At 67.5% G+C, this 24,883-nt stretch carries 20 protein-coding genes; 11 read left to right on the top strand and 9 right to left on the bottom strand.

Annotation, left to right across the window (positions count from 1 at the left end; genetic code table 11):
- The 3 genes from ACSFBC_RS05210 to ACSFBC_RS05200 all read left to right on the top strand — a co-directional run.
- A partial coding sequence (locus ACSFBC_RS05210; protein ID WP_435509232.1) for a YadA-like family protein occupies positions 1-5,878 on the top strand: 5,878 nt, incomplete at its 5' end.
- 32 nt (positions 5,879-5,910) lie between these two features.
- On the top strand, positions 5,911-6,810 hold the full coding sequence (locus ACSFBC_RS05205) for an OmpA family protein (RefSeq protein ID WP_435509231.1): 900 nt from the start codon (positions 5,911-5,913) through the stop codon (positions 6,808-6,810).
- Positions 6,811-6,851: 41 nt separating this feature from the next.
- Positions 6,852-7,583 (top strand): helix-turn-helix domain-containing protein, encoded by a 732-nt coding sequence (locus ACSFBC_RS05200; RefSeq protein ID WP_435509230.1) that lies wholly within the window; start codon positions 6,852-6,854, stop codon positions 7,581-7,583.
- Between the two features lie 187 nt (positions 7,584-7,770).
- On the opposite strand, the gene ACSFBC_RS05195 is transcribed toward ACSFBC_RS05200, so the two are convergent.
- A complete protein-coding gene (locus ACSFBC_RS05195) occupies positions 7,771-8,355 on the bottom strand; it encodes a hypothetical protein (protein WP_435509229.1) in 585 nt (194 codons plus the stop codon).
- A gap of 546 nt (positions 8,356-8,901) precedes the next feature.
- Between ACSFBC_RS05195 and ACSFBC_RS05190 the strand changes: the two genes are divergently transcribed.
- Both ACSFBC_RS05190 and ACSFBC_RS05185 read left to right on the top strand, forming a co-directional pair.
- On the top strand, positions 8,902-9,933 hold the full coding sequence (locus ACSFBC_RS05190) for an AraC family transcriptional regulator (protein ID WP_435509228.1): 1,032 nt from the start codon (positions 8,902-8,904) through the stop codon (positions 9,931-9,933).
- A gap of 294 nt (positions 9,934-10,227) precedes the next feature.
- Positions 10,228-11,235, top strand: coding sequence for an AraC family transcriptional regulator (locus tag ACSFBC_RS05185; protein ID WP_435509227.1), 1,008 nt, complete (start codon positions 10,228-10,230; stop codon positions 11,233-11,235).
- Positions 11,236-11,271: 36 nt separating this feature from the next.
- Here ACSFBC_RS05185 and ACSFBC_RS05180 read toward each other — a convergent pair whose 3' ends face one another.
- Genes ACSFBC_RS05180 through ACSFBC_RS05170 form a run of 3 tightly spaced genes read right to left on the bottom strand, consistent with a single transcriptional unit; the run spans position 11,272 to position 14,147 of the window.
- On the bottom strand, positions 11,272-12,246 hold the full coding sequence (locus ACSFBC_RS05180) for a thymidylate synthase (protein ID WP_435509226.1): 975 nt from the start codon (positions 12,244-12,246) through the stop codon (positions 11,272-11,274).
- A 36-nt stretch (positions 12,247-12,282) separates the two neighbouring features.
- Positions 12,283-13,704 carry an FAD-binding oxidoreductase gene (locus ACSFBC_RS05175; protein WP_435509225.1) on the bottom strand — a complete coding sequence of 474 codons (1,422 nt, stop codon included), beginning with the start codon at positions 13,702-13,704 and terminating at the stop codon, positions 12,283-12,285.
- Positions 13,701-14,147 carry a DUF2069 domain-containing protein gene (locus tag ACSFBC_RS05170; protein ID WP_435509224.1) on the bottom strand — a complete coding sequence of 149 codons (447 nt, stop codon included), beginning with the start codon at positions 14,145-14,147 and terminating at the stop codon, positions 13,701-13,703. Before ACSFBC_RS05170 ends, ACSFBC_RS05175 begins: the two co-directional genes overlap by 4 nt.
- A gap of 109 nt (positions 14,148-14,256) precedes the next feature.
- Between ACSFBC_RS05170 and ACSFBC_RS05165 the strand changes: the two genes are divergently transcribed.
- Positions 14,257-15,468: a YihY family inner membrane protein gene (locus ACSFBC_RS05165; RefSeq protein WP_435509271.1), complete on the top strand. Its 1,212-nt coding sequence runs from the start codon at positions 14,257-14,259 to the stop codon at positions 15,466-15,468.
- A gap of 111 nt (positions 15,469-15,579) precedes the next feature.
- Here ACSFBC_RS05165 and ACSFBC_RS05160 read toward each other — a convergent pair whose 3' ends face one another.
- A complete protein-coding gene (locus ACSFBC_RS05160) occupies positions 15,580-15,921 on the bottom strand; it encodes an Mpo1-like protein (protein ID WP_435509223.1) in 342 nt (113 codons plus the stop codon).
- A gap of 110 nt (positions 15,922-16,031) precedes the next feature.
- Between ACSFBC_RS05160 and ACSFBC_RS05155 the strand changes: the two genes are divergently transcribed.
- The gene (locus ACSFBC_RS05155) at positions 16,032-16,424 is read left to right on the top strand and encodes a thioredoxin family protein (RefSeq protein ID WP_435509222.1); all 393 of its coding nucleotides are present in this window, start codon (positions 16,032-16,034) and stop codon (positions 16,422-16,424) included.
- 54 nt (positions 16,425-16,478) lie between these two features.
- Here ACSFBC_RS05155 and ACSFBC_RS05150 read toward each other — a convergent pair whose 3' ends face one another.
- Positions 16,479-17,411 (bottom strand): LysR family transcriptional regulator, encoded by a 933-nt coding sequence (locus tag ACSFBC_RS05150; protein WP_435509221.1) that lies wholly within the window; start codon positions 17,409-17,411, stop codon positions 16,479-16,481.
- A 111-nt stretch (positions 17,412-17,522) separates the two neighbouring features.
- Here ACSFBC_RS05150 and ACSFBC_RS05145 point away from each other — a divergent pair, with 111 nt between their 5' ends.
- Together ACSFBC_RS05145 and ACSFBC_RS05140 are read left to right on the top strand one after the other, a co-directional pair.
- Positions 17,523-18,941: a M20 family metallopeptidase gene (locus tag ACSFBC_RS05145; protein WP_435509220.1), complete on the top strand. Its 1,419-nt coding sequence runs from the start codon at positions 17,523-17,525 to the stop codon at positions 18,939-18,941.
- Positions 18,942-18,969: 28 nt separating this feature from the next.
- The gene (locus ACSFBC_RS05140; RefSeq protein WP_435509219.1) at positions 18,970-19,956 is read left to right on the top strand and encodes a Bug family tripartite tricarboxylate transporter substrate binding protein; all 987 of its coding nucleotides are present in this window, start codon (positions 18,970-18,972) and stop codon (positions 19,954-19,956) included.
- Between the two features lie 18 nt (positions 19,957-19,974).
- On the opposite strand, the gene ACSFBC_RS05135 is transcribed toward ACSFBC_RS05140, so the two are convergent.
- Positions 19,975-20,778 carry an alpha/beta fold hydrolase gene (locus ACSFBC_RS05135; RefSeq protein WP_435509218.1) on the bottom strand — a complete coding sequence of 268 codons (804 nt, stop codon included), beginning with the start codon at positions 20,776-20,778 and terminating at the stop codon, positions 19,975-19,977.
- Between the two features lies 1 nt (position 20,779).
- On the bottom strand, positions 20,780-22,090 hold the full coding sequence (locus ACSFBC_RS05130) for an O-acetylhomoserine aminocarboxypropyltransferase (RefSeq protein WP_435509217.1): 1,311 nt from the start codon (positions 22,088-22,090) through the stop codon (positions 20,780-20,782).
- Positions 22,091-22,257: 167 nt separating this feature from the next.
- On the opposite strand from ACSFBC_RS05130, the gene ACSFBC_RS05125 reads away from it, so the two are divergent.
- Together ACSFBC_RS05125 and ACSFBC_RS05120 are read left to right on the top strand one after the other, a co-directional pair.
- The gene (locus ACSFBC_RS05125) at positions 22,258-22,713 is read left to right on the top strand and encodes a CBS domain-containing protein (protein WP_435509216.1); all 456 of its coding nucleotides are present in this window, start codon (positions 22,258-22,260) and stop codon (positions 22,711-22,713) included.
- Between the two features lie 8 nt (positions 22,714-22,721).
- Complete coding sequence (locus ACSFBC_RS05120; protein ID WP_435509215.1) at positions 22,722-23,927, top strand: GAF domain-containing sensor histidine kinase; 1,206 nt, start codon at positions 22,722-22,724, stop codon at positions 23,925-23,927.
- Between the two features lie 23 nt (positions 23,928-23,950).
- Here the strand turns inward: ACSFBC_RS05120 and ACSFBC_RS05115 are convergent, their stop codons facing one another.
- The gene (locus ACSFBC_RS05115; RefSeq protein WP_435509214.1) at positions 23,951-24,832 is read right to left on the bottom strand and encodes an MBL fold metallo-hydrolase; all 882 of its coding nucleotides are present in this window, start codon (positions 24,830-24,832) and stop codon (positions 23,951-23,953) included.
- Positions 24,833-24,883: the final 51 nt, after the last annotated feature.

The following is a 24,883-nucleotide window of genomic DNA, read 5'->3' as shown; positions in this document are numbered from 1 at the left end:
CGCAGGCGCTGCGCCGGCAGCGGGCGATGTGGTGAGCGTGGGCCGAGCAGGCGCGGAGCGCCAGATCACCAACGTCGCTGCAGGCCAATTGAGCGGAACCAGCACGGACGCCGTCAACGGCAGCCAGCTGTACGCGACCAACACGGAGCTGAGCAACGTGGGTTCGGTGGTGAACAACATCAGCAACGGTGGTGGCATCAAGTACTTCAAGGCGAACTCGACGCTCGCAGACAGCCAGGCCCAGGGCCTGGACAGCGTGGCGATCGGACCGAACGCTGTGGCCAAGAACGCGAGCGACGTGGCCTTGGGCAACGGCTCGGTCACCGACACCGCAGTGGCTACGGCCGGCGCGACCATCAACAACAAGGCCGTGACCTTCGCCGGCAACGCACCGACCAGCACGGTCAGCGTGGGTTCGGTGGGTGCGGAACGCACCATTACCAATGTGGCCGCAGGCCGCCTGAGTGGAACGAGCACCGACGCAGTCAACGGCAGCCAGCTGTATGCGACCAACACCGAACTGAGCAATGTGGGCTCGGTGGTGAACAACATCAGCAACGGTGGTGGCATCAAGTACTTCAAGGCGAACTCGACGCTGGCAGACAGCCAGGCGCAAGGGCTGGACAGCGTGGCCATCGGCCCGAACGCCGTGGCCAAGAACGCGAGCGACGTGGCGCTGGGCAATGGCTCGGTCACGGACACCGCAGTGGCTACGGCCGGCGCGACCATCAACAACAAGGCCGTGACCTTCGCAGGCAGCGCGCCGACCAGCACGGTGAGCGTGGGTTCGGTGGGTGCGGAACGCACCATCACCAACGTGGCCGCAGGCCGCCTGACTGCCAGCAGCACTGACGCCGTCAACGGCAGCCAGCTTTATGCGACCAACAACGAGTTGTCGAATGTGGGCTCGACGGTGACCACCATCACCAACGGTGGCGGTATCAAGTACTTCCGTGCCAACTCGACCGGTGCGGACAGCCTGGCGCAGGCGCTGGAGAGCGTGGCGATCGGCCCGAATGCTGTGGCCAACAACGTGGGTGACGTGGCGCTGGGTGCGGGATCGACCACGAACACGGCCATTGCCACGGCGGGTGCAACCATCAACGGCAAGGCCGTGACGTTTGCCGGCAGTGCGCCGACCAGCACGGTGAGCGTAGGTGCCGTGGGCGCAGAGCGCTCGATCACCAACGTAGCCGCAGGTCGTTTGACCGCCGGCAGCACCGATGCTGTCAACGGCAGCCAGCTGTATGCAACCAACAACGAGCTGAGCAACGTCGGCACGACCGTGACCACCATCACCAATGGTGGTGGTATCAAGTACTTCCGCGCCAACTCCACCGGTGCGGACAGCCTGGCTCAAGCGCTGGAGAGCGTGGCCATCGGCCCGAACGCTGTGGCCAACAACGTGGGTGACGTGGCGCTGGGTGCGGGATCGACCACGAACACGGCCATTGCCACGGCGGGTGCAACCATCAACGGCAAGGCCGTGACCTTCGCCGGCAACGCGCCGACCAGCACGGTAAGCGTGGGCTCGGTGGGCGCAGAGCGCACTATCACCAATGTGGCTGCAGGCCAGTTGAGCGCCAGCAGCACGGACGCCGTCAACGGCAGCCAGCTGTACGCAACCAACAACGAGCTGAGCAATGTCGGTAGCACGGTGACCACCATCACCAACGGTGGTGGCATCAAGTACTTCCGTGCCAACTCGACCGGTGCGGACAGTCTGGCGCAGGCGCTGGAGAGTGTGGCCATCGGCCCGAATGCCGTCGCTAAAAATGTGGGTGATGTGGCGCTGGGCAGTAGCTCGGTCACAGACACCGCAGTGGCCACGGCTGGCGCGACGATCAACGGCAAGGCCGTAACGTTCGCTGGCAACGCTCCGACCAGCACGGTGAGCGTGGGCTCGGCGGGTGCGGAACGCACCATCACCAACGTAGCCGCAGGGCAATTGACCGGAACCAGCACGGATGCTGTCAACGGCAGCCAGCTGTATGCGACGAACAACGAGCTGAGCAATGTCGGTTCGACCGTGACCACCATCACCAACGGAGGCGGCATCAAGTATTTCCGCGCCAATTCCACCGGTGCGGACAGCCTGGCGCAGGCGCTGGAGAGTGTGGCCATCGGCCCTAACGCAGTGGCGAAGAATGTGGGTGATGTGGCCCTGGGCAGTGGCTCGGTCACGGACACCGCAGTGGCCACGACCGGCGCCACGATCAATGGCAAGGCAGTGACCTTCGCTGGCAACGCTCCGACCAGCACGGTGAGCGTGGGCTCGGCGGGTGCGGAACGCACCATCACCAACGTAGCCGCAGGGCAATTGACCGGAACCAGCACGGATGCTGTCAACGGCAGCCAGCTGTATGCGACGAACAACGAGCTGAGCAATGTCGGTTCGACCGTGACCACCATCACCAACGGAGGCGGCATCAAGTATTTCCGCGCCAATTCCACCGGTGCGGACAGCCTGGCCCAGGCCCTGGAGAGCGTGGCCATCGGCCCGAATGCGGTGGCGAAGAATGTGGGTGATGTGGCGCTGGGCAACGGCTCGGTCACGGACACCGCAGTGGCCACGACCGGTGCCACGATCAATGGCAAGGCAGTGACCTTCGCAGGCAACGCGCCGACCAGCACGGTCAGTGTCGGCAGCGTCGGTGCGGAACGCACCATCACAAACGTGGCCGCAGGCCGCCTGAGTGGAACGAGCACGGACGCAGTCAACGGCAGCCAGCTGTACGCGACCAACGCCGAACTGAGCAACGTCGGTTCGGCGGTAACCACCATCACCAACGGAGGCGGAATCAAGTATTTCCGTGCCAATTCCACCGGTGCGGACAGCCTAGCCCAGGCCCTGGAAAGCGTGGCGATCGGCCCGAATGCGGTGGCGAAGAATGTGGGGGATGTGGCTCTGGGCAGTGGCTCGGTCACAGACACCGCAGTGGCTACGACCGGCGCGACGATCAACGGCAAGGCGGTGACCTTCGCAGGCAATGCTCCGACCAGCACGGTCAGCGTGGGCTCGGCGGGTGCGGAACGCACAATCACCAACGTGGCCGCAGGCCGCCTGACTGCCAGCAGCACTGACGCCGTCAACGGTAGCCAACTGTATGCGACCAACGTGGAGCTGAGCAACGTCGGCACGACCGTGACCACCATCACCAACGGTGGCGGTATCAAGTACTTCCGTGCCAACTCGACCGGTGCGGACAGCTTGGCGCAGGCCCTGGAGAGCGTGGCGATCGGCCCGAATGCAGTGACGAAGAATGTGGGGGATGTGGCTCTGGGCAGTGGCTCGGTCACAGACGTCGCAGTGGCGACCACGGGTGCGTCGATCAACGGCAAGGCCGTGACCTTCGCAGGCAGCGCGCCAACCAGCACGGTCAGTGTCGGCAGCGTCGGTGCGGAACGCACCATCACCAACGTGGCCGCAGGCCGCTTGAGCAGCAGCAGCACGGACGCCGTCAACGGCAGCCAGCTGTATGCGACCAACACCGAACTGAGCAACGTGGGCTCGGTGGTGAACAACATCAGCAACGGTGGTGGCATCAAGTACTTCAAGGCGAACTCGACGCTGGCAGACAGCCAGGCCCAGGGCCTGGACAGCGTGGCGATCGGCCCGAACGCCGTGGCCAAGAACGCGAGTGACGTGGCGCTGGGCAATGGCTCGGTCACGGACACCGCGGTGGCTACGACCGGTGCGACCATCAACAACAAGGCGGTGACCTTCGCGGGCAGCGCGCCAACCAGCACGGTCAGTGTCGGCAGCGTCGGTGCAGAGCGGACCATCACCAACGTGGCCGCAGGCCGCCTGACCGCCAGCAGCACGGATGCCGTCAACGGCAGCCAGCTGTACGCGACCAACACCGAACTGAGCAACGTGGGCTCGGTGGTGAACAACATCAGCAACGGTGGTGGCATCAAGTACTTCAAGGCGAACTCGACCCTGCCTGACAGCCAGGCCCAAGGCCTGGACAGCGTGGCGATCGGGCCGAACGCCGTAGCCAAGAACGCGAGCGACGTGGCGCTGGGCAACGGCTCGGTCACCGACACCGCGGTGGCGACGACCAACGCTGTCGTCAACGGCACGACCTACAACTTCGCAGGTACAGCGCCAACCAGCACGGTCAGCGTCGGCAGCGTCGGTGCAGAGCGGACCATCATCAATGTGGCCGCAGGCCGCTTGAGCAGCAGCAGCACGGACGCAGTCAACGGCAGCCAGCTGTATGCGACCAACATGGAGCTGAGCAACGTGGGCTGGGTGGTGAACAACATCAGCAACGGTGGTGGCATCAAGTACTTCAAGGCGAACTCGAGCGCGGCCGACAGCAAGGCCTCGGGCAACGACAGCGTGGCCATCGGCCCGAACGCGGTGGCCAACAGCAGCGGCGGCGTGGCGTTGGGTGCAGGTTCCGTCGCCAACACGGGCGCGGGTATCGCTGGCTACGTTCCCCCATCGGCAAGCGCCAGTGCGAAGGCCGCGATCGACGCGACGACCAGCACGCAGGGCGCGGTGTCGGTGGGCGATGCCGCCAGCGGCATCTACCGCCAGATCAATGGCGTCGCCGCCGGAACGGCCGACAGCGATGCGGTCAACGTGGCGCAGCTCAAGGCGGTGAGTGCATCGGTCTCGACGGCCGGCGACAAATGGATCGTCGGTTCGCCGACGAGCTACAAGGCGCCGACCTCGACCGGTACCGACAGCACTGCGGTGGGTTCCGGCGCATCGGTGACGGCGAGCAACAGCGTGGCCATGGGCACCGGGGCCTCGGTGACGGCAGACAAGAGCGTGGCCCTGGGCAACGGCGCAACGGCCACCACCGCCAACAGCGTGGCACTGGGCAACGGTTCGACCACTGCTGCTGCTGTGGCGAACACCGGTGTGACCCTGCAAGGGCAGCACTACTCCTTCGCCGGCAGTGCGCCAGTCGGCGTGGTCAGCGTCGGCAGCGCGGGCGCCGAGCGGCAGATCACCAACGTGGCGGCAGGGCAGCTCAACGCCAACAGCACCGATGCGGTCAACGGCAGCCAGCTGTACGCCACCAACCAGGCGCTGAGCAACATCCAGGGCGGCGGCGGCATCAAGTACTTCCGTGCCAATTCAAAGGCAGCGGATTCGTCTGCCGATGGCGCGGAAAGCGTGGCGATCGGCCCGCAGGCTGTGTCGACGGGCGACGGCTCCGTGGCCATGGGCAACGGCGCCAAGTCGAACGCGGCCAACAGCGTGGCACTGGGCGCAGGCTCTACCGCCGACCGCACCGGCATGGCCGGCAAGAAGGAGCTGTTCTCCAACACGGTGGTGAACTCGACGCAGGGCGCGGTGTCGGTGGGCAGCGCGGGCAACGAGCGCCAGATCACCAACGTGGCGGGCGGCACCGAGGCCACCGATGCGGTGAACGTGCGGCAGCTGCAGGCCGTGAAGGCGGGCAGCGTGCAGTACGACACCAACGTCGACGGCTCGGTCAACCAGAGCAGCATCACGCTGGGTGGTTCGGGCAGCAGCGCTACCGCGATCCACAACGTGGCGGCGGGTGTGGCCGGCACCGATGCGGCCAACGTCGACCAGGTCAAGCAGATGGGCCAGGAGGCCAACACCTACACCGACCTGCGTTCCAACCAACTGCGCGCCGACATCCAGACCACCGCAAAGGACGCAAGCGCCGGTACCGCGGGTGCCATGGCCATGGCCGGCATGCCGCAGGCCTCCATCCCCGGCAAGAGCATGTGGACGGCGGGTGCTGCGGCGTACGACGGTCAAGCCGCTGTCGCGATCGGTGTGTCCAAGCTGGCAGACAACGGGCGCTGGGTCATCAAGTTCAGCGGCTCGGCCAATTCGCGCGGCAAGACCGGCGTCTCGGTCGGTGCGGGCTTCCATTGGTAAACCGGCGGCATCCAAGCAAGGACGACATCATCATGAAAAACAAACTGCATCGTTTCTCCCTCGTTGCACTGGGCATGGCCGCGCTGCTGGCCCTGCCGGCCTGTGGAACCTCGTCGGTCAGCCGGGGAATCACCGACAGCGGCACGGCCGCCGAGGTGGTCTTTCCGAACGCCGAGAAGGACGCCTGGCTCAAGGAGGGGACCTTCCCCAACCTCGACAACCTGCGTGCGGTCGGGCCTGGCGCGACCAAGGACCAGCTGTATGACCTGCTGGGGCGGCCCCACTTCCGCGAAGGCCTCGCGGGGCCGCGCGAGTGGGACTACATCTTCCACTTCCGCCGGCCCGATGGCAGCGTAGCGACCTGCCAGTACAAGGTGATCTTCGACAAGAACGTCGAGGCGCGCAGCTTCCACTGGTCTCCCGCCGCCTGCGCCGATGTGCTGAAGCCCGCCGCAGCGCCGGCGCCCGTGCAGGCACCCGCGGCTGCGGTGGTGCCGGCTGCGCTGCCGATCGCACCGCCTGCCGCTGTGCCTGCGGCCGTCGTGCCGCGCAGGGTGACGCTCGACGGCGACAGCCTGTTTCGCTTCGACAAGAGCTCGGTCGAAGACATGCTGCCCGAGGGGCGACGCCAGGTCGCGGCACTGGCGGCCGGCATCCAGAAAAACTTCAAGTTGCTCCGGGAGATCCGCATCACCGGCCACACCGATCGCCTGGGCAGCGACAGCTACAACGACACGCTGTCACGCGCGCGTGCCAACACGGTGCGCGAGATGTTCGTGCGCGAAGGCATTCCTGCGCAGGTGATCCGCACCCAGGGCATGGGCAAGCGGCAACCCGTGGTGAACTGCGCCGGCACCCGAAAAAGCGAGGCACTGATCACCTGCCTGCAGCCCAACCGCCGGGTGGACATCCAGGTCGACGGTGCGCAGTGACAGTGCACGGCGTTCGACAACAGGAAGAGGGCGGTGCGTCGTTGGGACGCATCGCCATCGTGGATGCGAGCGAGCGCTCCCGGGCCAACGCCCGGCGCGCGGTTCGGCGTCTGGGCTACGAGACGGATGTCTTCGAGAGCGTGGGAGAGATGGCGCGCCGCATGCAGGACCCGGCGCGGCTCGCGATGGCCCTGCTGGCCGGCGCGAAGGACAGCGAGTCGTCCATCGCGCAGATCGAGGCTTTGCGCGCGCTCGTCGGCCCCGCCGTGCCCACGCTGCATCTGGTGCCGAAGAACCAGCTCCACCAACTGGCACCGCTGTGCCACCAGACCCGCGACGAGATCTTCGGCCGGCTCACCGCCTTCAACGAACTCTCCAGCCTTCTTCGGGTGTACATGCGCAACGTCCACCTGCGCGTGCCAGAGGTCGATTGGGCGTGGGAGCGTTACCGCTTTCTCCCCATGATGAACGCGGTGGAGTTCGGCGCGTGCACGGTGGAACTGCGGACGGACGAGTTCGATCTGGCGACCGAACTCTTCAGGCGCACGGGCCACACGCTCACGCGCCAACACCTCTGCATGGCGATCTGGGGGCACGACGGGCACGACAGGTCCCGCTCGCTGGATGCCTGTGCATCCCGCCTGCGCCGAGCCTTGCAGCTTGAAGAAAATGGATGGAAACTGCGGGCCGTTTGGGGCGCGGGCTATCGGTTGGACGGGCCTTCCGCAACCGAAACGCCATTCTTGAAGGAACCGAGTTTCGAGGTTTCATAGTGCCTGCCACGGCGGGGCATTCGGCGTTACGTTCCTTTGCGCGCGCTTCAGCAGGCGCAGGCATCGCCCGCATGAACGGGGCCGCCGTGGCAAGCATTGGCGAGCCCGGAAACAGGATGAACAGGCCCTGGCGAACGATTGGCCAATGGAAGAAGAAATGAGGCAGGTGCTTTTGAATTGATGTGGATCAGCTGTGTTCCGAGACCGCCATCGCGAGCAAGGACATCACGTGCTCTGCGATCAGTTCCTTTTCGAACGGACTGACCACCGCCTCGAGTTCGTCGAAGCGCCACGCGCGCAAGTAGGCGCACAGTGCCTTGGTCGCTTCACTCCCTGCATCGAACCGGTACGCAGCGGTGGCAGGGGTGACGCGCAGCCAACGTGTGATCAGGACCTCCGGCAGGCCGATGAGCCAGGCATCTGTCGCCGAGGACGCAAGAAAACTCCCAGCGTACGCCTCCAGGTCGGCGCTGCATCCCGAGGCGGCGTACACCACGCAGTCGCCATCGCTCGTCACTCGCAGTTGAAGCGGAAAGACCCGGTCTTCGTCTCCATGAGGCGGGGCGTGACGACCCGCGTTGGCGATGTGATGCTGCAGCCGCATGAACTGCAGGCCGCCGATCGTGACGCTCGGGCACGGCATGTGGACCTCGTCGCCTTTCAGATCACCGAAGTTGTAGAACTCGAGCAATTCCTGAAGAGGGTCGGACCGTGGGCCGACGCCGAACGTGGTCGAGCAGATCCCGACATTGGCTTCGTGGATGCGTTTCACCGCTTCGCCCCTCTGTGTGACAGTTCTCCATCACGATGCAATCTGCGTGCCGGCTCGGATCGAGCGGAGCCAATGGCTGATTGACTGCGTCAGGTCGTTGATTTGGCTGGCAATGTGCTGGCTTCCCGTCCCTCGTGGTCTTGCAAAGACGCACTCTGGCAGCGGATGAACGTGTTCCGTTCCGTTCCGTCGTAACGTCTTTGCGGGTAACGAGCGACACCTTCAAGCCGCATCTTTTCTCAGTCACGCCATGAGGCCTCGGCAGCAGATGTGAGAACAAATCCACATCTCCTGCATGCCATCGTGCATGTGTGCGCGATCCTCATAGGAGTGGTTCCGTTTTTTCCGTTCGTGGAAACCGGCCTCCCGCTAATGTCCCTCGACGCCCCGCTCCAGAGTGGCATCTGTTGACAAAGGGGCATCGCGTTTTTCGCCCAAAGGGGCAGTCGATCCATCCGACGCTGCACCCGAGCCGGCCCTTCGAGGCATCTTGCACGAGGCCACCGAGGCGGGGCTCTTTCCACGGATTTTCAGGTTCGCATTTCCATGGCCGATACGCCCTTGCATGTGCATCACTTCGATACGGAGTTCCTGGGACAGAAGGACCGGTTTTCCTACTGGGCCGATACCTTCTCCGGCAGCGTCGGCTATGCGGGGCTCGAGAGCCCCAGTCGAGACGACTTTCATCAACACCTTTCGATCCTCGAGGTGCCGGGCGTGGCGCGTTTTCAACGACACCAGGGCAGTGTGATTTCGGTGCACTCGCAACCTGGACAGGTGCAGCGCGTGGAAGCCTATCCCTTCTACCTGATGCTCAAGCTGGGCAACGGTGCCACGACGATCGAACAGGGGCGCGAGGCACTCATCGAGACGGGCGACATGGTGCTGCTGGACGCCAGCAGGGGCATGCAGATGCGCGCGCACGAGGCCGTGAACTCGTTGGTGATCGGTCTGTCGGCACCGCTCACGCAACGCTGGCTTCCCGGCGGCCACGAGTCGGTGGCCTTGCGTCTCGATGGCGCCAAAGGATGGGCGGGCGTGCTGTCGGCCTATCTGCGCTCGCTCGACATGCACCAGCTCGAACGCATCGAGCGGCCCTTCGAACGGGCGCTGATCGGCGAGCACATCCTGTCGATGCTCTCGTTCACGCTGGAGCAGCGGGGCCTGATGAATGGCGGAGAGCCGGTCTCTTCCCGCGATCACCTGCTGCACGGCCGCATGCGCAACTGGATTCGGGACAACTACAGCAATCCCGCCGTCAGCGCATCGATGCTGGCGGACGATTTCAATGTGTCCGTGCGCTATGTGCACAAGGTGTTTTCCATTGCGGGGCGCGGCGTGACCTTCAGGGACGCGCTGCAGTCGGAGCGTCTCGATGCCGCATTGCGCATGTTGCGCACAGCCGCCAGTTCGAACACCTACATGGCCCAGATCGCCTACCGCTGCGGGTTCTCCGACGCGGCCTACTTCGGGCTGGTGTTCCGCAAGGCTTTCGGCTGCACGCCGCGCGCCTATGGGCGAAAGCTCCTGGGCGAGGGGCCGGAGGACGACAAGGAGTCCGCCGCGGAGATGTCCTGAACGGTGGCGGGTGCAGCGCCGCCGCGAGTACGGTGCCGATGCGCATGCGGTGATCGCACCTTGCGCAACGACGCGCTGCGTCGTCTGGCGGAGAGAACATGTCCCCAAGGGGCGAATCCCGCATTCCCAGTCTGGGTCTTTTCGTTCATCATCCTGCGCACTGCGCTGCTCGACCGGCCATCGACCTTCGGTGCCTGGGCACTCGACGGGCCCGATCAAGCCAGCGAACGGCAGAAAAATGAACCGATGCCATCGAAGTATCGGTAGAAGAGTTCCGTAACTCAGGGGGAAGCGATGACAGTCGCAGCAGAGGCAGACGCCGATATCTTTTCGGCGCCGTATGGCGTTGTTCCGCGCGGGCGCGACGGACCGGCAAGCGCTGGTTTTCCGGCGCAGGAGGTGCCGGGGGCGCATGAGGCGTGTGATGCCCGGCCCGGGTGTCCCACCGTCGATCTGGGGGGCATGTCCTTCATGCGCATTCGCGGCGGCAGCGTGGAGGCGTGCCAGCACGCCTTGATCGAACTCGGCGAAAAGCGGAGCTTCTCGCGCCAGGTGCTCGCCGTTCTCCATGGCGAGCTCACCGCCATCGAACCCTCGGGGCGCAGCCTCACGCTGGGGGCTGGCGACGTGGCGCTCCTCGACGCCAGCGGAGGGCTGAACCTGCTGTCGTTGCAGGCGATGGATGCCTGGGTCATCGACCTGTCGGAAGCCGTGGTCGCACGTTGGCTGCACCCTGCGCCGGCCACCACGTCTCGGCTGGCGGGCGACAGCGGATGGGGCAGGTTGCTGTCCACCTATCTGCGCAACTGGGAACTCGAATCCTTGAGCGCGCTGACCAGTCGCTTTGAGAAGGAGCTCATCGGCGAGCATGTGATGTCTCTGCTCACGCTGGCATTGGCACAGGCACAAGGCGGCGCGGCGGCCAGCTCGCCGGCCGTTTCCGCACGCGATCGAAGCATGTACCTGCAGATGCGCCAGTGGGTGCGCGACAACCATGCGGACGCCGAGATCAGCATGGCCGTGATGGCCGCCCGCTTCGGTGCGTCCGCGCGCCATGTGCACCGGGTGTTTTCCAGGGCGGGCGGCGGGGAGTCCTTTCTCGACGCGGTCCGGCACGATCGCCTCGATGCCGCAGCGCAGCTGTTGCGGGCCGTCAGGGCCGGCGGTGCCGCACCCCTGTCGGTGGCCGAGATCGCCGCGCGTTGCGGCTTCTCCGACCCCGGCTACTTCGGTCGCGTGTTCCGCAAGAAGTACGGCCACTCGCCGAGCGAGTTCGCGAAAAGCTTCAACGGGCCGCGCTGATCGGGCCGCGGCGCGGCCGGCCTGAAGCGGAGGTGCTCAGACCGCCATGGCCGCCGTCAGCGGCGCGTGGTGTTCGTAGCCTTCGAGCGTGAAGTCGCTGGGGAGGACCTTCTCCAGCCACTCGGGCTCGTAGACACCGGTGTCCTTGTACGCCGGCACGCGCGACGAGAGCTTCAGCTGCGGTGCGGCGAAGGGCTCGCGCTTGAGCTGCTGCTGCAGCATGTCGACGTGGTTCTCGTAGATGTGCACGTCGCCGATGAAATAGGTGAACCACTTGGGCGTGTAGCCCGTGAGCCGGCCCACCAGATGCAGCAGCGCCGCGCCTTCGGTAAGGTTGAAGGGCGTGCCCAGGCCGACGTCGTTGCTGCGGATGTAGAGGCACAGCGAGATCTCGCCCTTGGCCTTGTTCGGCAGGAACTGGTAGAGCAGGTGGCAGGGCGGCAGCGCCATCTCCTCGATCTGCGCCCAGTTCCAGCCGTGGAACAGGATCCGGCGGTCGGAGGGGTTGTCGATGATGGTGTCGAGGCACAGGCGCAATTGGTCGACGGCCTTGTACAGCAGCACCTTGGTGCCCTCGTCGCCGTCGTCGAAGCTGGCGAGCTGGCGGTAGCCGCGGGACTTCGCGTCGTCGATCTGGCGGGTCTCGGTCGCCGGCAGTGCCTTGTAGGCCGGCCAGTCGCGCCACTGCACGCCGTACACCGGGCCCAGGTCGTCGGTGCCCAGGCGGTAGGGGTTCTCCAGCCAGCGGGCGTTCTCGTTGGCGTTCTGGTCCCACACCTTGCAGCCCAGTTCGCGGAACTCGGCCGCGCTCCTTGACGCGCGCAGAAAGCCCACGAGCTCGCCGATGGCCGACTTGAACGCCAGCTTTTTGGTCGTGACGGCCGGAAAGCCTTTCGTGAGATCGAAGCGCATCATCGCGCCGGGCAGGCTCAGCGTACGGATGCCGGTGCGGTTCTCCTGCCAGCTGCCGTTGTCGAAGATGTCTTGGACGAGGTCGAGGTACTGTTTCATGGCTTGGCTATTCTGCAGCGAAGGCGGTCTTCGCGCTCAGGCACGCAGCACGCGCCCCGGGTTCAGGATGTTCTGCGGATCGAGCCCCTGCTTGATGGCCCGCATCATGCCCAGCGCGACGGGCGACTTGTGCTTCTCGAGCTTGTGCACCTTGAGTTCGCCGATGCCGTGCTCGGCCGAGAACGAGCCGCCGAATTTTTCGACCGCATCGTAGACCAGCGTGTTGACGCGCTCTTCCTCGTCGCGCAGGAAGGCGCGGGCATCGCCTTCGGCCGGCGCCTGCACGTTGTAGTGCAGGTTGCCGTCGCCCAGGTGGCCGAAGTTGACCAGCCGCACGCCCGTGATCTCGCGCTGCAGCAGCGCGTCGGTCTCCTGCACGAAGGCCGGAATGCGCGACACCGCGATCGAGATGTCGTGCTTGATGTTCAGGCCTTCCTCGGCCTGCGCGAGCGGAATGCTCTCGCGGATGTGCCAGAGCTGGTGTGCCTGCGAAAGGTTCTCGGCCACCACCGCGTCGGTCACGCAGCCGTCTTCGAAAGCCGTCTCGAGCAGCGCCTCGAAGCGCGCGCGCGCATGGTCTTCGGACTCGCTGTCGGAGTTCTCCAGCAGCACGCAGTAGGGCACGGCCTCGTCGTCGACGAAGGGCACGCGCAGCTGCGGCATGTGCTTGGCGACCAGGCTCAGCGCGAACTTGCCCATGACCTCGAAGCCGGTCAGGCCGGCGCCGAGTTGCTTGTGCGCCAGGCCCAGCAGCGTGACCGCATGGTCGAGCGAGGGCACGGCGGCCCAGGCCGTGAGCTGCGCCGCGGGCAGCGGGTAGAGCTTCATGCTGGCGGCAGTGATGATGCCCAGCGTGCCTTCGCTGCCGATCAGCAGGTCACGCAGGTCGTAGCCGGTGTTGTCCTTGCGCAGGCCGCTGGTGCCGTCCCAGATCTCGCCCTGCGCCGTGACGATTTCCAGCCCCAGGCACAGGTCGCGCGTGTTGCCGTAGCGCACGACCTGCGTGCCGCCGGCGTTGGTCGCCAGGTTGCCGCCAATGGTGCAGCTGCCCTCGGCCGCGAGGCTCAGCGGGAACAGGAAGCCGGCCTTCTCGGCGGTCTCCTGCAGGGTCTGCAGGATGCAGCCGGCCTCGACCGTCATGGTGAGGTTGGCTTCGTCGATGCCGCGGATGGCGTTCATGCGCTGCAGGCTCAGCACGACCTGCGTGCCGCTGCCGTCCGGAATGCCGCCCACGGCCAGGCCGGTGTTGCCGCCTTGCGGCACCAGCGAACTGCCGGCAGCCGCACAGGCCTTGACCACGTCGGCCACCTGCTGCACGTTGGCCGGTCGCACCACGGCCAGCGCCTTGCCGCGCGCGCGCTTGCGCCAGTCCTGTTCGTAGGCGGTGAGGTCGCCGTCGGCGAGCACGTGGGGGGCGCCGACGATGGCGCGCAGTTGGTCGATCAGGGCGGTGGTCATGGGTGGGAAGTCTCCGGCAGGGCGGCTGTCTTTTCGGCTTGGGCCGCGTGGGCGGCGTGGGCATTGCGCAGCCGCAGTCGAACGTGCAGGGCGCATGCGACGAACAGCGCCAGGCACAACAGGATCTCGATGCCGGCCAGTACGCGGCCGACGGGCAGGGCGTCGCTCCAGGCGCGCACCACGCCTTCGGTGAAGTAGAGCCAGATCATCAGGCTGACCCAGCGGTAGGTGTACATGCGGTTCTTCATCAGGCCCGCGAGCGGCACCACCAGCGGCAGCACCTTGAGCGCGAGCCACGAGCCGCCCGGGCGCAGCGGCGCGAGCCACATCTCCCAGGCCAGGCCCAGCACGATCAGGCCGACGAGGCTGGCCACGGCCAGCCAGCGGGTGGCGGCGACGGAAGAAGAAGAGACGGGGGCGGGTGGCGGCTTTGTCGTTTTCATATCAGGAACACCGCGGAACCGGCTTTGCCGGGCCGCCGGTGTCGCCCCTCGAGGGGGGTTGGCGGAGCGACACGAAGTGCGCGAAGACTGGGGGGTGGTTGGCATCCCTATGATACCGGCCATGAATCGTCGGCAATGGTGGAGGGACCTTTCGCATTTTCCGTGGGGAAACACCGCGGCCGTGCTGGGCGAGCGTTTCCGCGAAGACCGGCTCGGGCTCACGGCCAGCAGCCTCACCTTCACCACCACCATCGCGATGGTGCCCTTCTTCACGGTGGCGCTGGCACTGTTCACGGTGTTCCCGATGTTCGCCAAGATGCAGGGCCGGCTGCAGCGCTGGCTGATCGAGAGTCTGGTCCCCGACAACATCGCGCGCCAGGTGCTGGGCTACCTCAACCAGTTCGCGAGCAAGGCCAGCGGCTTGGGCATCGCGGGCCTGATCGTGTTGCTGATCACCGCCATCGCCCTGATCCTCACCATCGACAAGACGCTCAACAACATCTGGCGTGTGCGGACGCCCCGGCCTTTCGCGCAGCGGGTGCTGATCTATTGGGCCGCGATCACGCTCGGGCCGCTGATCCTGGCGGTCAGCCTGTCGACCACCTCCTACGTGTTCTCGGCCTCGCGCGAGGTGGTGGGTGGGGCGATGGTCAAGCTGGTGTTCGACAGCTTCGAATTCCTGCTGCTCGCGGCCGGCATGGCGTCGCTCTACCACTACGTGCCCAACACCCACGTGCGCTGGGCGCATGCCTGGGCCGGTGGCCTGTTCGTGGCCGCGGCCATCGAGATCGCCAAGCGCGTGCTGGCCTACTACCTGAGCCTGGTGCCGACCTATTCGGTGCTCTACGGCGCCTTCGCCACTTTCCCGATCCTGCTGGTCTGGATCTACGTGGCCTGGGTCATCGTGCTGCTGGGCGCGGTCATCGCGGCCTACCTGCCCAGCCTGCTGACCGGCGTGGCGCGCCGTGGCGGCACCGCCGGCTGGCCGATGCAGCTCGCGATGGAGGTGCTGCAGCGCCTGGCGCGCGCGCAGGCCGAGCCGGTCCGCGGCGTGGGTGCGGCCGATCTGGTGGCACGCATGCGTGTCGATGCCCTTCAGCTGGCGCCGGTGCTCGAGACGCTGGTGGCGCTCGACTGGATCGCGCCGCTGGACGAACAGACCGCCGACGAGAACCCGCGCTACATCCTGCTGGCCGATCCGGCCACGCCCATGGCACCGCTCATCGAGGCCTTGCTGATGCCCCGGGCGGAGCCGCTCGACAACCTCTGGCAGAAGGGGCCGCTGCGCTCCCTGAGACTGGGCGACGTGCTCCTTGTCTAGCAACGTTCCGGATTGCTCCAGAAACACCGCGGAACCGGCTTTGCCGGGCCGCTGGTGTTGCCCCCTGGAAGGGGGTTGGCGAAGCGACACGAAGTGCGCGAAGACTGGGGGTTAGTCGATTTTCACCCTGCCTCGCCAGATGTCGCGGTACATCGCCCAGTCGCCCATGAAGGAATAGAGCGGCCGCTTGAACGAGGCCGGCTTGTTCTTTTCGAAGCCGAAATGGCCGATCCAGGCGAACGCGTAGCCGGCGACCAGGCCGGCCAGCAGCCACCAAGGGTTCAGCGTGACCACCGCCGCTGCCACGCAGAGCAGGGAGATCGTCGATCCCGCGAAGTGCAGCCGTCGGCAGGTGCGGTCGGCGTGCTCGCTCAGGTAGAAGGGATAGAACTCGGCGAAGCTCTTGAAACGGCGGGGATCGGCGGCAGATGCCGTGCCAGTCGTGGTGTCCATGTGCGTCTCCTGGTGGCCGCCGGGTATGGCGCGAAGGCCTTGTTCATAATAGCCACGACCTCCCGGCCGCACCATCCGGCTTTTCCGATCACCTCTTCGAAGCATCCGCCTTGAGCGCCCTTCCCGCCACAGCCGCCAGCACCGCTTCCGCCGCGCCCGGCAGCGGTGCGCCCTGGGTCGTGTGCCTGTGCGCCGAATGGTGCGGCGCCTGCCGCGACTACCGGCCGCTGCTCGAACAGGTGGCGCGCGCGCATCCGCAATTCCGCTTCGCCTGGGTCGACATCGAGGACCATGCCGAGATCGCCGATGCCTTCGACGTCGAGACCTTCCCGACCCTGCTGGTGGCCGGCGCCGACGGCACGCGTTTTCTCGGGCCGCTGCTGCCGCACGCCGAGACGCTTTCGCGCCTGCTCGACGCCCTGCAATCGCCCAAGCCCTCGAGCGCCGACGTCGCGGCGCTGCTGGCGGCGCTGAACCAGTCGCCGGCGGCCTTCTCGGTCTGACCGGCGCTTCCCCTGAACATCCCGGTCTTAGGCGCTGACGCGCCGGCCTGAGTTTCAGCGCCGCGCGCGGCCCCGCTTGCGCCGCCCGGCGTTGGCGATCGCGTGCACCAGGTGCTGCACGAAGGCCTCGACCAGCGGCGGCAGCGTGCGGCCCTCGAGCGCCAGCACCTGCAGCTGGCGCTGCTGCAGCGGTGCCTCGGCGAAGGGCCGCGCCACCACCTGGCCCGCCTCGATCAGGTGCACCACGGTCAGGTGCCCCGACAGCATCACGTCGGGCGTGCGCAGCAGCGGCAGCAGCACCGACGAAAAATTGCTCACGAAGAGCGCGCGGTACTGCAGGCCCTGCAAGCTGCAGGCCTGGTCGAACAGCTGGCGCGCCGTGACGCCCTTGTCGCCCACGGCCAGCGGGTAGCGCACCGCATCGGCCACCGACACCATGCGCTGGCGCGCCAGCGGATGGTCGGGCCGCAGCACCGCGAACACCGGCGCGTTGGCCGCATGCGCGATGCGAAGGCCGGGCTCGGGCGCGACCACGTACTTGAGCGCGATGTCGGTCTCGCCGCGCGCCAGCAACGCGCTCACGCCGTCGGGCGAACCCACGTGCAGCTCGAGCTGGCAGCCCGGATGCGCGGCCTCGAAGCTGCGCATCACCAGCGGCATGAAATGGCCCGCGAAGCCCTCGGTGCAGGCCATGCGGATGCGGCGCGCGCCCTGGCCGCCGAGGTCGCGGACTTCCTCCACCACCTGCTCGATGTCGCGCTGCGCATTGCGCAGATGCGCGGCCAGCCGTTCGCCGGCCGCGGTCAGCGCCATGCCGCGCGCATGCCGCTCGAACAGCGGCGTGCCCAGGCTGTCCTCCAGCTTCGCGATCTGGCGGCTCACGGCCGACGAGGCCACGAACAGCCGCGCCGCGGCCTGGTTGACCGAGCCGCTGCGCGCCACTTCGAGGAAATGACGCATCGGGATGCTGAGCAGGGGGAGGGACATGGCGCAGAGGTATTGCTTTCAAGGCAATGGTAGCTTGCGAAAACGGTGCTGGAAGCATCGGCGTTCAGGCCTTGTACTTGCTGCATCCCAAGCACACACAGGAATCCGCCCATGCAACGCAACGACAGCCTCGCCGCCGCCGCCGCCTATTTCGACGACGGCCGCTTCTTCGCCGACTTGCAGCGCCGCATCGCCTTCCGCACCGAGAGCGACACCGGCGCGGCCACGCCCGCGCTCGAGGCCTACCTGCGCGAGGAACTCATGCCGCCGCTGGCCGCGCTGGGCTTCGAGGCCGAGGTCATCGCCAACCCGGTGCCCGGCGGCGGTCCTTTCCTGATCGCGCGGCGCATCGAGGACCCTGCGCTGCCCACCGTGCTGAGCTACGGCCACGGCGACGTGGTGAGCGGGCAGGACGCGCAATGGGACGAGGGCCTCGGCCCCTGGGCGCTCACCGTGCGCGGCGAGCGCTGGTACGGCCGCGGCACGGCCGACAACAAGGGCCAGCACAGCATCGCTCTCGGCGGACTCGCGGCCGTGCTGCAGGCGCGCGGCGGACGGCTCGGCTACAACCTGACCTGGCTGATCGAGATGGGTGAGGAGGCCGCATCGCCCGGCCTGCACGCGGTGTGCGTGCAGGAGCGCGACAAGCTGCGCGCCGACCTGTTTCTGGCCAGCGACGGCCCGCGGGTCAGCGCCGAGCGGCCCACGCTTTTCCTGGGCTCGCGCGGCGCGGTCAACTTCAGCCTGCGGCTGCGCGCGCGGCCGCGCGGCTACCACTCGGGCAACTGGGGCGGCGCGCTGCTCAACCCCGGCACAGTGCTGAGCCACGCGGTGGCTTCGCTGGTCGACGCGCACGGCCGCATCCTCGTCGACGCGCTGCGCCCGCCGCCGCTCACGCCGGCGGTGCGCGATGCGCTGGCGGACATCGTGATCGGCGGCGGCGCCGACGATCCGGCGGTCGACGAAAGCTGGGGCGAACCCGGCCTCACGCCCGCCGAGCGGCTCGTGGGCTGGAACACCCTCGAGGTGCTGGCGCTGGGCGCGGGCTCGGCCCAGCGGCCGGTGAATGCGATTCCCGCCGAGGCGGTCGCGCACTGCCAGCTGCGCTTCGTGGTCGGCACGCCCTGGCAGGACCTGCAACAGATCGTTCGCGCGCACCTCGACGCCCACGGCTTCGCGCAGGTCGAGGTGCAGGTCACGCTGAGCGGCGCGGCCACGCGGCTGGACCTGGCCAACCCCTGGGTCGACTGGGCTCGCGCGTCGATCGCGCAGAGCAGCGGCCGGCGCGTCGACCTGCTGCCCAACCTCGCAGGCTCGCTGCCCAACGACGTGTTCGCCAGCCTGCTGGGCCTGCCGACGCTGTGGGTGCCGCATTCGTACCCGGCCTGCGCGCAGCACGCGCCCAACGAGCACCTGCTGGCGCCCCTGGCGCGCGAGGGGCTGCAGATCATGGCCGGCCTCTACTGGGACCTGGGCGAGCCTGGCCGCGCGCCCTGGGCCGCGGGCCGGCTGTCGCCGCACACCGCCTGATTGTTCTTTCTATTTCTTCGTACGCACCATGACCCACCTCCACACCCGTCGCCATCTGCTGCTCGGCGCCTCCACCCTGTGGCTTGCTGCCATGCCCGCACTGGCGCAGCCGAACGCCTGGCCCGAACGCCCGATCAGGCTGATCGTTCCCTTCCCGCCGGGCGGCGGCACCGACATCGTGGCGCGCGGCATGGGGCAGGCGCTGTCGGAGCGGCTGGGCCAGCCGGTCGTGATCGAGAACAAGCCCGGCGCTTCCACCATCATCGGCACCGACGCGGTCGCCAAGGCCGCGCCCGACGGCTACACCTTGCTGCTCTCCGGCTCGACCAGCTACAGCGTGAACCCGGCGCTGCGCGCGAAGCTGCCCTACGACCCGGTGCGAGACCTCGCACCGATCGCGATCGTCGCGCGCACGCCGCTGGTGCTGGTGGTGGGGCAGGGCACGCCGTACCGCTCGCTGCCCGAACTGATCGCCGCCGCCAAGGCCCGGCCCAAGGGCCTGCGCTACGCCACCTTCGGTGCCGGTTCGGGGCCGCACCTCGCGGGTGAACTGCTGGCGCTGGCCGCGGGCATCCAGCTGCAGGACATCCCGTACAAGGGCAGCGCGCAGGGCGCGATGGCGGTGATCGGCGGCGAGATCGAGATCGGCCTCGACACCGTGGCCTCGGTGGCGCCGCATGTGCGCTCGGGCAAGCTGCGCGCGCTGGGCATCGTGGGCGCGACGCGCTCGAGCCTGCTGCCGGACGTCCGCACGTTGGCCGAGCAGGGCCTGCCCGAGGCCACCTTCGACGCCTGGTACGGCTTCGCGGCGCCGGCCCGCACGCCGGCCCCGGTGATCGACAAGCTGGTGCAGGCCGTCGGCGCCACCATGGCCAGCCCGGCCCTGCAGGCGCAGCTGCGCGCGCAGGGCATGGAGCCGGTGGTCATCGGCGCGGCGGCCTTCCGCCAGCAGATGGAAGGCGAGATCGCGCGCTATCGCGCGCTGGCCCACCGCGCGGGCATCGCTGCGGAGTAGGGCCGCGGCCGCCGGGGGTCAGGACACGAAGTCACGCAGCGCGAACAGCACGGCGTCGGGCGCCTCGCTCATCAGCGCATGGCCGGCCTGGACCGTCACCACCTGGGCCTGGGGCGCCTTGCCGATCAGTGCCTTGGCCGCGCGCGGTGGTGTCATCTGGTCGGCTTCGCCGAGCAGGAACAGCACCGGGCACTGCACCTGGGCGATCGCGGCCTCGCCGTTGGCGTAGTCGTTGCAGGCCTTGAAGCCGATGTGGAACACGTTGGCGTCGCGGTTGCTCGCCAGCACGCGGCGCATCAGCGCGCGCGAGCTGCCGTGCAGCCAGGTGCCCGGCCCCAGCGAGGAGGGCGGCGGCGCCATCATCGAATGCGAGAAGGTGTTGACCATGGCGATCGCACGCTCCGGGTCGTTGAGCGCACCGTCGAGCAGCGCGGGCGACACCACCATCGGGTAGGCCGTGCCGACCATCGCCAGGTGCGTCACGCGCTGCGGCGCGCGGGCCGCGGTCTCCAGCGCGATCAGCGAGCCGAAGCTGTGGCCGATGAGCGCCGCCTTGTCGATGCCGGCCGCGTCGAGCAGCGCGATCACGAACTGCGCCGCATCCTCCACGCTGGCCGGCGCCGGGCCTTCGCTCTTGCAGTGGCCGGGCAGGTCGATCGCCAGCACGTTCCAGCCGTGGTTGGCGAACCAGCGGCTCTGCAGGATCCACACGCTGTGGTCGTTGAGCACGCCGTGGATGAACACGACCGTGGGCTTGGCCGCGTCGATGGACTTGCCGCCGGTGTAGGCGTAGGTGCGGTGGCCGTTGACGAGGAGTTCCATCTCAGGTCCCCGCCTTTTCTGCGGCCTTGAGGGCGCGCTTGAGGTCGTCGATCAGGTCGGCCGGGTCTTCCAGGCCGATCGACAGCCGGATCGTGCCCTGGCCGATGCCGGCGCCGGCCAGTGCTTCGTCGCTCATGCGGAAATGCGTGGTGCTGGCCGGGTGGATCACCAGGCTGCGGCAGTCGCCCACGTTGGCCAGGTGGCTGAACAGCTTGAGCGCCTCGATGAAGGCCTTGCCCTGCGCGCGGCTGCCCTTGATGTCGAAGCTGAACACCGCGCCCGCGCCGCGCGCGCCGTGGCGCAGCAGCTTCTTCGCCAGTGTGTGGCTGGGGTGCGAGGGGATCAGCGGATGGCCCACGCGCGAGACGAAGGGGTGCTCGGCCAGGAACTCGACCACCTTCTGCGTGTTGTCGATGTGGCGCTCCATGCGCAGCGGCAGCGTCTCGATGCCCTGCAGGATCAGCCAGGCCGTGTGCGGGCTCATCGAGGCGCCGAAGTCGCGCAGGCCCTCGCGGCGCGCGCGCAGCAGGAAGGCGCCGACCGTGCTTTCCTCGCTGAACACCATGTTGTGGAAGCCGTCGTAGGCCTGGCTCAGCTCGGCGAACTTGCCCGACTTGTCCCAGTCGAAACTGCCGCCGTCGACCACCACGCCGCCGATCACGGTGCCGTGGCCCGACAGGAACTTGGTCGCCGAGTGGTAGACCAGGTCGGCGCCGTGGTCGAAGGGCTTGATCAGGTAGGGCGAGGTCAGCGTCGAGTCGACCAGGAGCGGCACGCCGGCCGCATGGGCGATGTCGCTCACGGCCGGGATGTCGAGCACGTCCAGGCCCGGGTTGCCCACCGTCTCGCCGAACAGCAGTTTGGTTTCGGGCCGGATGGCGGCGCGCCAGCCGTCGAGGTCGTTGGGCTTGACGAAGGTGGTCTCGATGCCGAAGCGGCGCATCGTGTAGTGCAGCAGGTTCTGCGAACCGCCGTACAGGGCCGTGCTGGCCACGATGTGCGAGCCGGCGCCCATCAGCGTCGCCACGCTCAGGTGCAGCGCGGCCTGGCCGCTGGCGGTGGCGATGGCGCCGATGCCGCCTTCGAGCGCCGACACGCGCTGCTCGAGCACCGCGTTGGTCGGGTTGCTGATGCGGCTGTAGACGTGGCCGGCGCGTTCGAGGTTGAACAGGGCGGCCGCGTGGTCGCTCGATTCGAATACGAAGGAGGTCGTGAGGTGGATCGGCACGGCGCGCGCGCCGGTGGTCGGGTCGGGCGAGGCGCCGGCGTGCAGCGCGAGCGTGTCGAATCCGGGGTCGGAATAGCCTGGCATGGGTCTCCTGGGAAGTCGGTCTTGGAAGCCTGTAACGCCCGGTCACGCCTGCAGGGCGGAAGGGCGCGCACCGTGTGGTGCGATGGGCGGCTATTGTGAGCCAGATGGGCTATATTCAAAATGCAAACCGGCCCCTGTCAGAAGAGGATGACCCCGAGGTAAAAAAGATGAAAGTCAGCGACATCCTGCGTGTGAAGGGCAACACGCTGTACACCGTGACCCCCGACGAATCCCTGGCCGATGCCGTGACGACGATGGCCGAGAAGGACATCGGCTCGCTCGTGGTCATGGAACATGGCGACCTGGTGGGCATGCTCACCTTCCGCGAGGTCATTGCCGCCATCGTGCGCAACGGCGGCCAGATCGGCGGCTCGCTGGTGCGCAAGGCCATGGACGATGCCCCCGTCACCTGCACCGCCGAGACCGACCTCGACGAGATCCGGCGCATCATGCTGGACCGCCACGCGCGCTACATGCCGGTCATGGACCAGCGCATGCTGATGGGCGTGATCAGCTTCTACGACGTGGCCAAGGCCGTGGTCGACAGCCAGAACTTCGAGAACAAGATGCTCAAGGCCTACATCCGCGACTGGCCCGCCGAGGACGAGAGCAGCGGGAGCTGAACGGGACCATGAGCGACAGCGCGGAAGCCATCGCCCGCGACATCGCTGCCGTGGCGCGCATCAGCGCCGTTCCTTCGCTGCTGCGCCTGATCTGCCAGAACACCGGCATGGGCTTTGCGGCAGTCGCCCGTGTGACGGACGGCACCTGGACCGCCTGCGCGGTACAGGACAACATCCGGTTCGGGTTGCTGGCGGGTGGCCAGCTCGACGTGAAGACCACGCTGTGCAACGAAGCGCGCACGGCCCGGCGGCCGGTGGTGATCGACCATGCCAGCCTCGACCCGGTCTACCGCGACCACCACACGCCGCGCATCTACAACATCGAGAGCTACATCTCGGTGCCCATCATCCGGCCCGACGGCACCTACTTCGGCAACCTGTGCGCCATCGATCCGCGCCCGGCCGTCGTGTCGGACCCCCGCACGGTCACCATGTTCACGGTGTTCGCCGACCTGATCGCGCTGCAGCTGGAAAGCGAAGACCGCCGGGATGCCACCGAATCGGCATTGGTCGATGCGCGCGCCACGGCCGAACTGCGCGAGCAGTTCATCGCGGTGCTCGGGCACGATTTGCGCAACCCGCTGGCCGCCATCGGCGCCGCTGCCGAAGTGCTGGTGCGCAGCAAACCTGAAACGGACGTGGTGCGCGTCGGCGAGCGCCTGCGCACGACCACGCGGCGCATGTCCCGGCTCATCGACGACGTGCTCGACTTCGCACGCGGTCGGCTCGGCTCGGACATGGGCCTGAACTTCGAGCGGGTGGACGACCTCGGCGCCGCACTGAGCGACGTGGTGGCCGAACTGCGCGAGGCCAATCCCCATCGGGCCGTCAGCGAATCCATCGCCGTCGACGTCGCGGTGCACTGCGATCGCGGCCGGCTGCAGCAACTGCTGTCGAACCTGCTGGGCAATGCGCTGACCTACGGCGCGGTCGACCGGCCGGTGAGCGTGCGGGTCGCGGTCGATGACGATGCGCTGGTGCTGGCCGTGTCCAACCATGGCGAGCCGATCCGGGCCGAGGACCTGCCGCGCGTGTTCGAACCCTACTGGCGCCCGCGCAGCAGCGTGCCGGGCGGTGGCCTCGGACTCGGTCTGTACATCTGCGCGCAGATCGTGCTGGCGCACGGCGGCGAATTGCGGGTGAGTTCCTCGGCCGAGGCGGGCACCTGCTTCACCGCGCGCTTGCCGGTAGACGGCCCGGTCGCGATCGCCTGAGCGCCGGGGCGCTCAGCAGTCACTCACCACTTCATCTCGCCCTTGGCGACCTTGGCACCCAGCTCGAGCGACGAAGTCTCGCCCAGCGCAGGGTAGCGCTTTTTCATCGCCTCGATCAGCGCCGCCGAATCCTTGGCCTTCGCGGTCTCGGTGTCGAAGGCGCGGATATAGCCGGCGGTGAAGCGGGCCGCCTGCAGCGGCGTCGAGGCGCCGGCCAGGAAGTGACCCGGTACCACGGTCTTCGGCTTCAGCCCGTCGATGGTCTTCAGCGTCGACAGCCAGTCGGTGTGCGACTGCGGCGTCTGCGTGTCGGCCATCCACACGTGCAGGTTGTTGGCCAGCACGACGCCGCCGACCACGGCCTTGATCGAGGGAATCCAGACGAAGCTGCGGTCCGGCTGCGGCCCCTTCAGGCCCATGACCTGCAACTTGTGGCCCTCGAGCGTCAGGCTGTCGCCTTCGAGCACCTCGGGCACGAGTGTCGTCTTCGGCGCATCGGCGCCCAGCTTCGGGCCCCAGAACGCGAGCTTGCCGGCGGCCGTCTCGCGGATGTGGGCCACGGTCGGCGCGGTGGCGAGCACCCGGGCGTCGGGGAAGGCAGCCTTCACCGTTTCGAGGCCGAAGTAGTAGTCCGGGTCGCCGTGGCTGATGTAGATCGTGGTGAGCTTCCTGCCGCTGGCGCGGATCTTCTCGACCACGTCCCGCGCCTGCGCGGCGCCGAACTGTGCATCGACCAGGATGGCCTCGCTCCGACCGGTGACCAACACCGAGGAGACCGGGAAGATGGCCTTGGCGCCCGGGTTGTAGACCTCGAGCTGGAGGCGATCGGCTGCGAAGGCGGGAGCGGCAAGGCTCAGCGCGGCGACAAGCGAGAACAAAGGGCGGAAAAATTGAACGCGGACCATCTGGATTTCCAACAAGTGACAAGGAAACCCCAGCGTAGTTGGCCGGAATCA

Source organism: Variovorax frigidus (assembly GCF_051216515.1).
Taxonomy (GTDB): domain Bacteria; phylum Pseudomonadota; class Gammaproteobacteria; order Burkholderiales; family Burkholderiaceae_C; genus Variovorax.
This window is presented reverse-complemented; position numbering and strand designations above follow the sequence as displayed.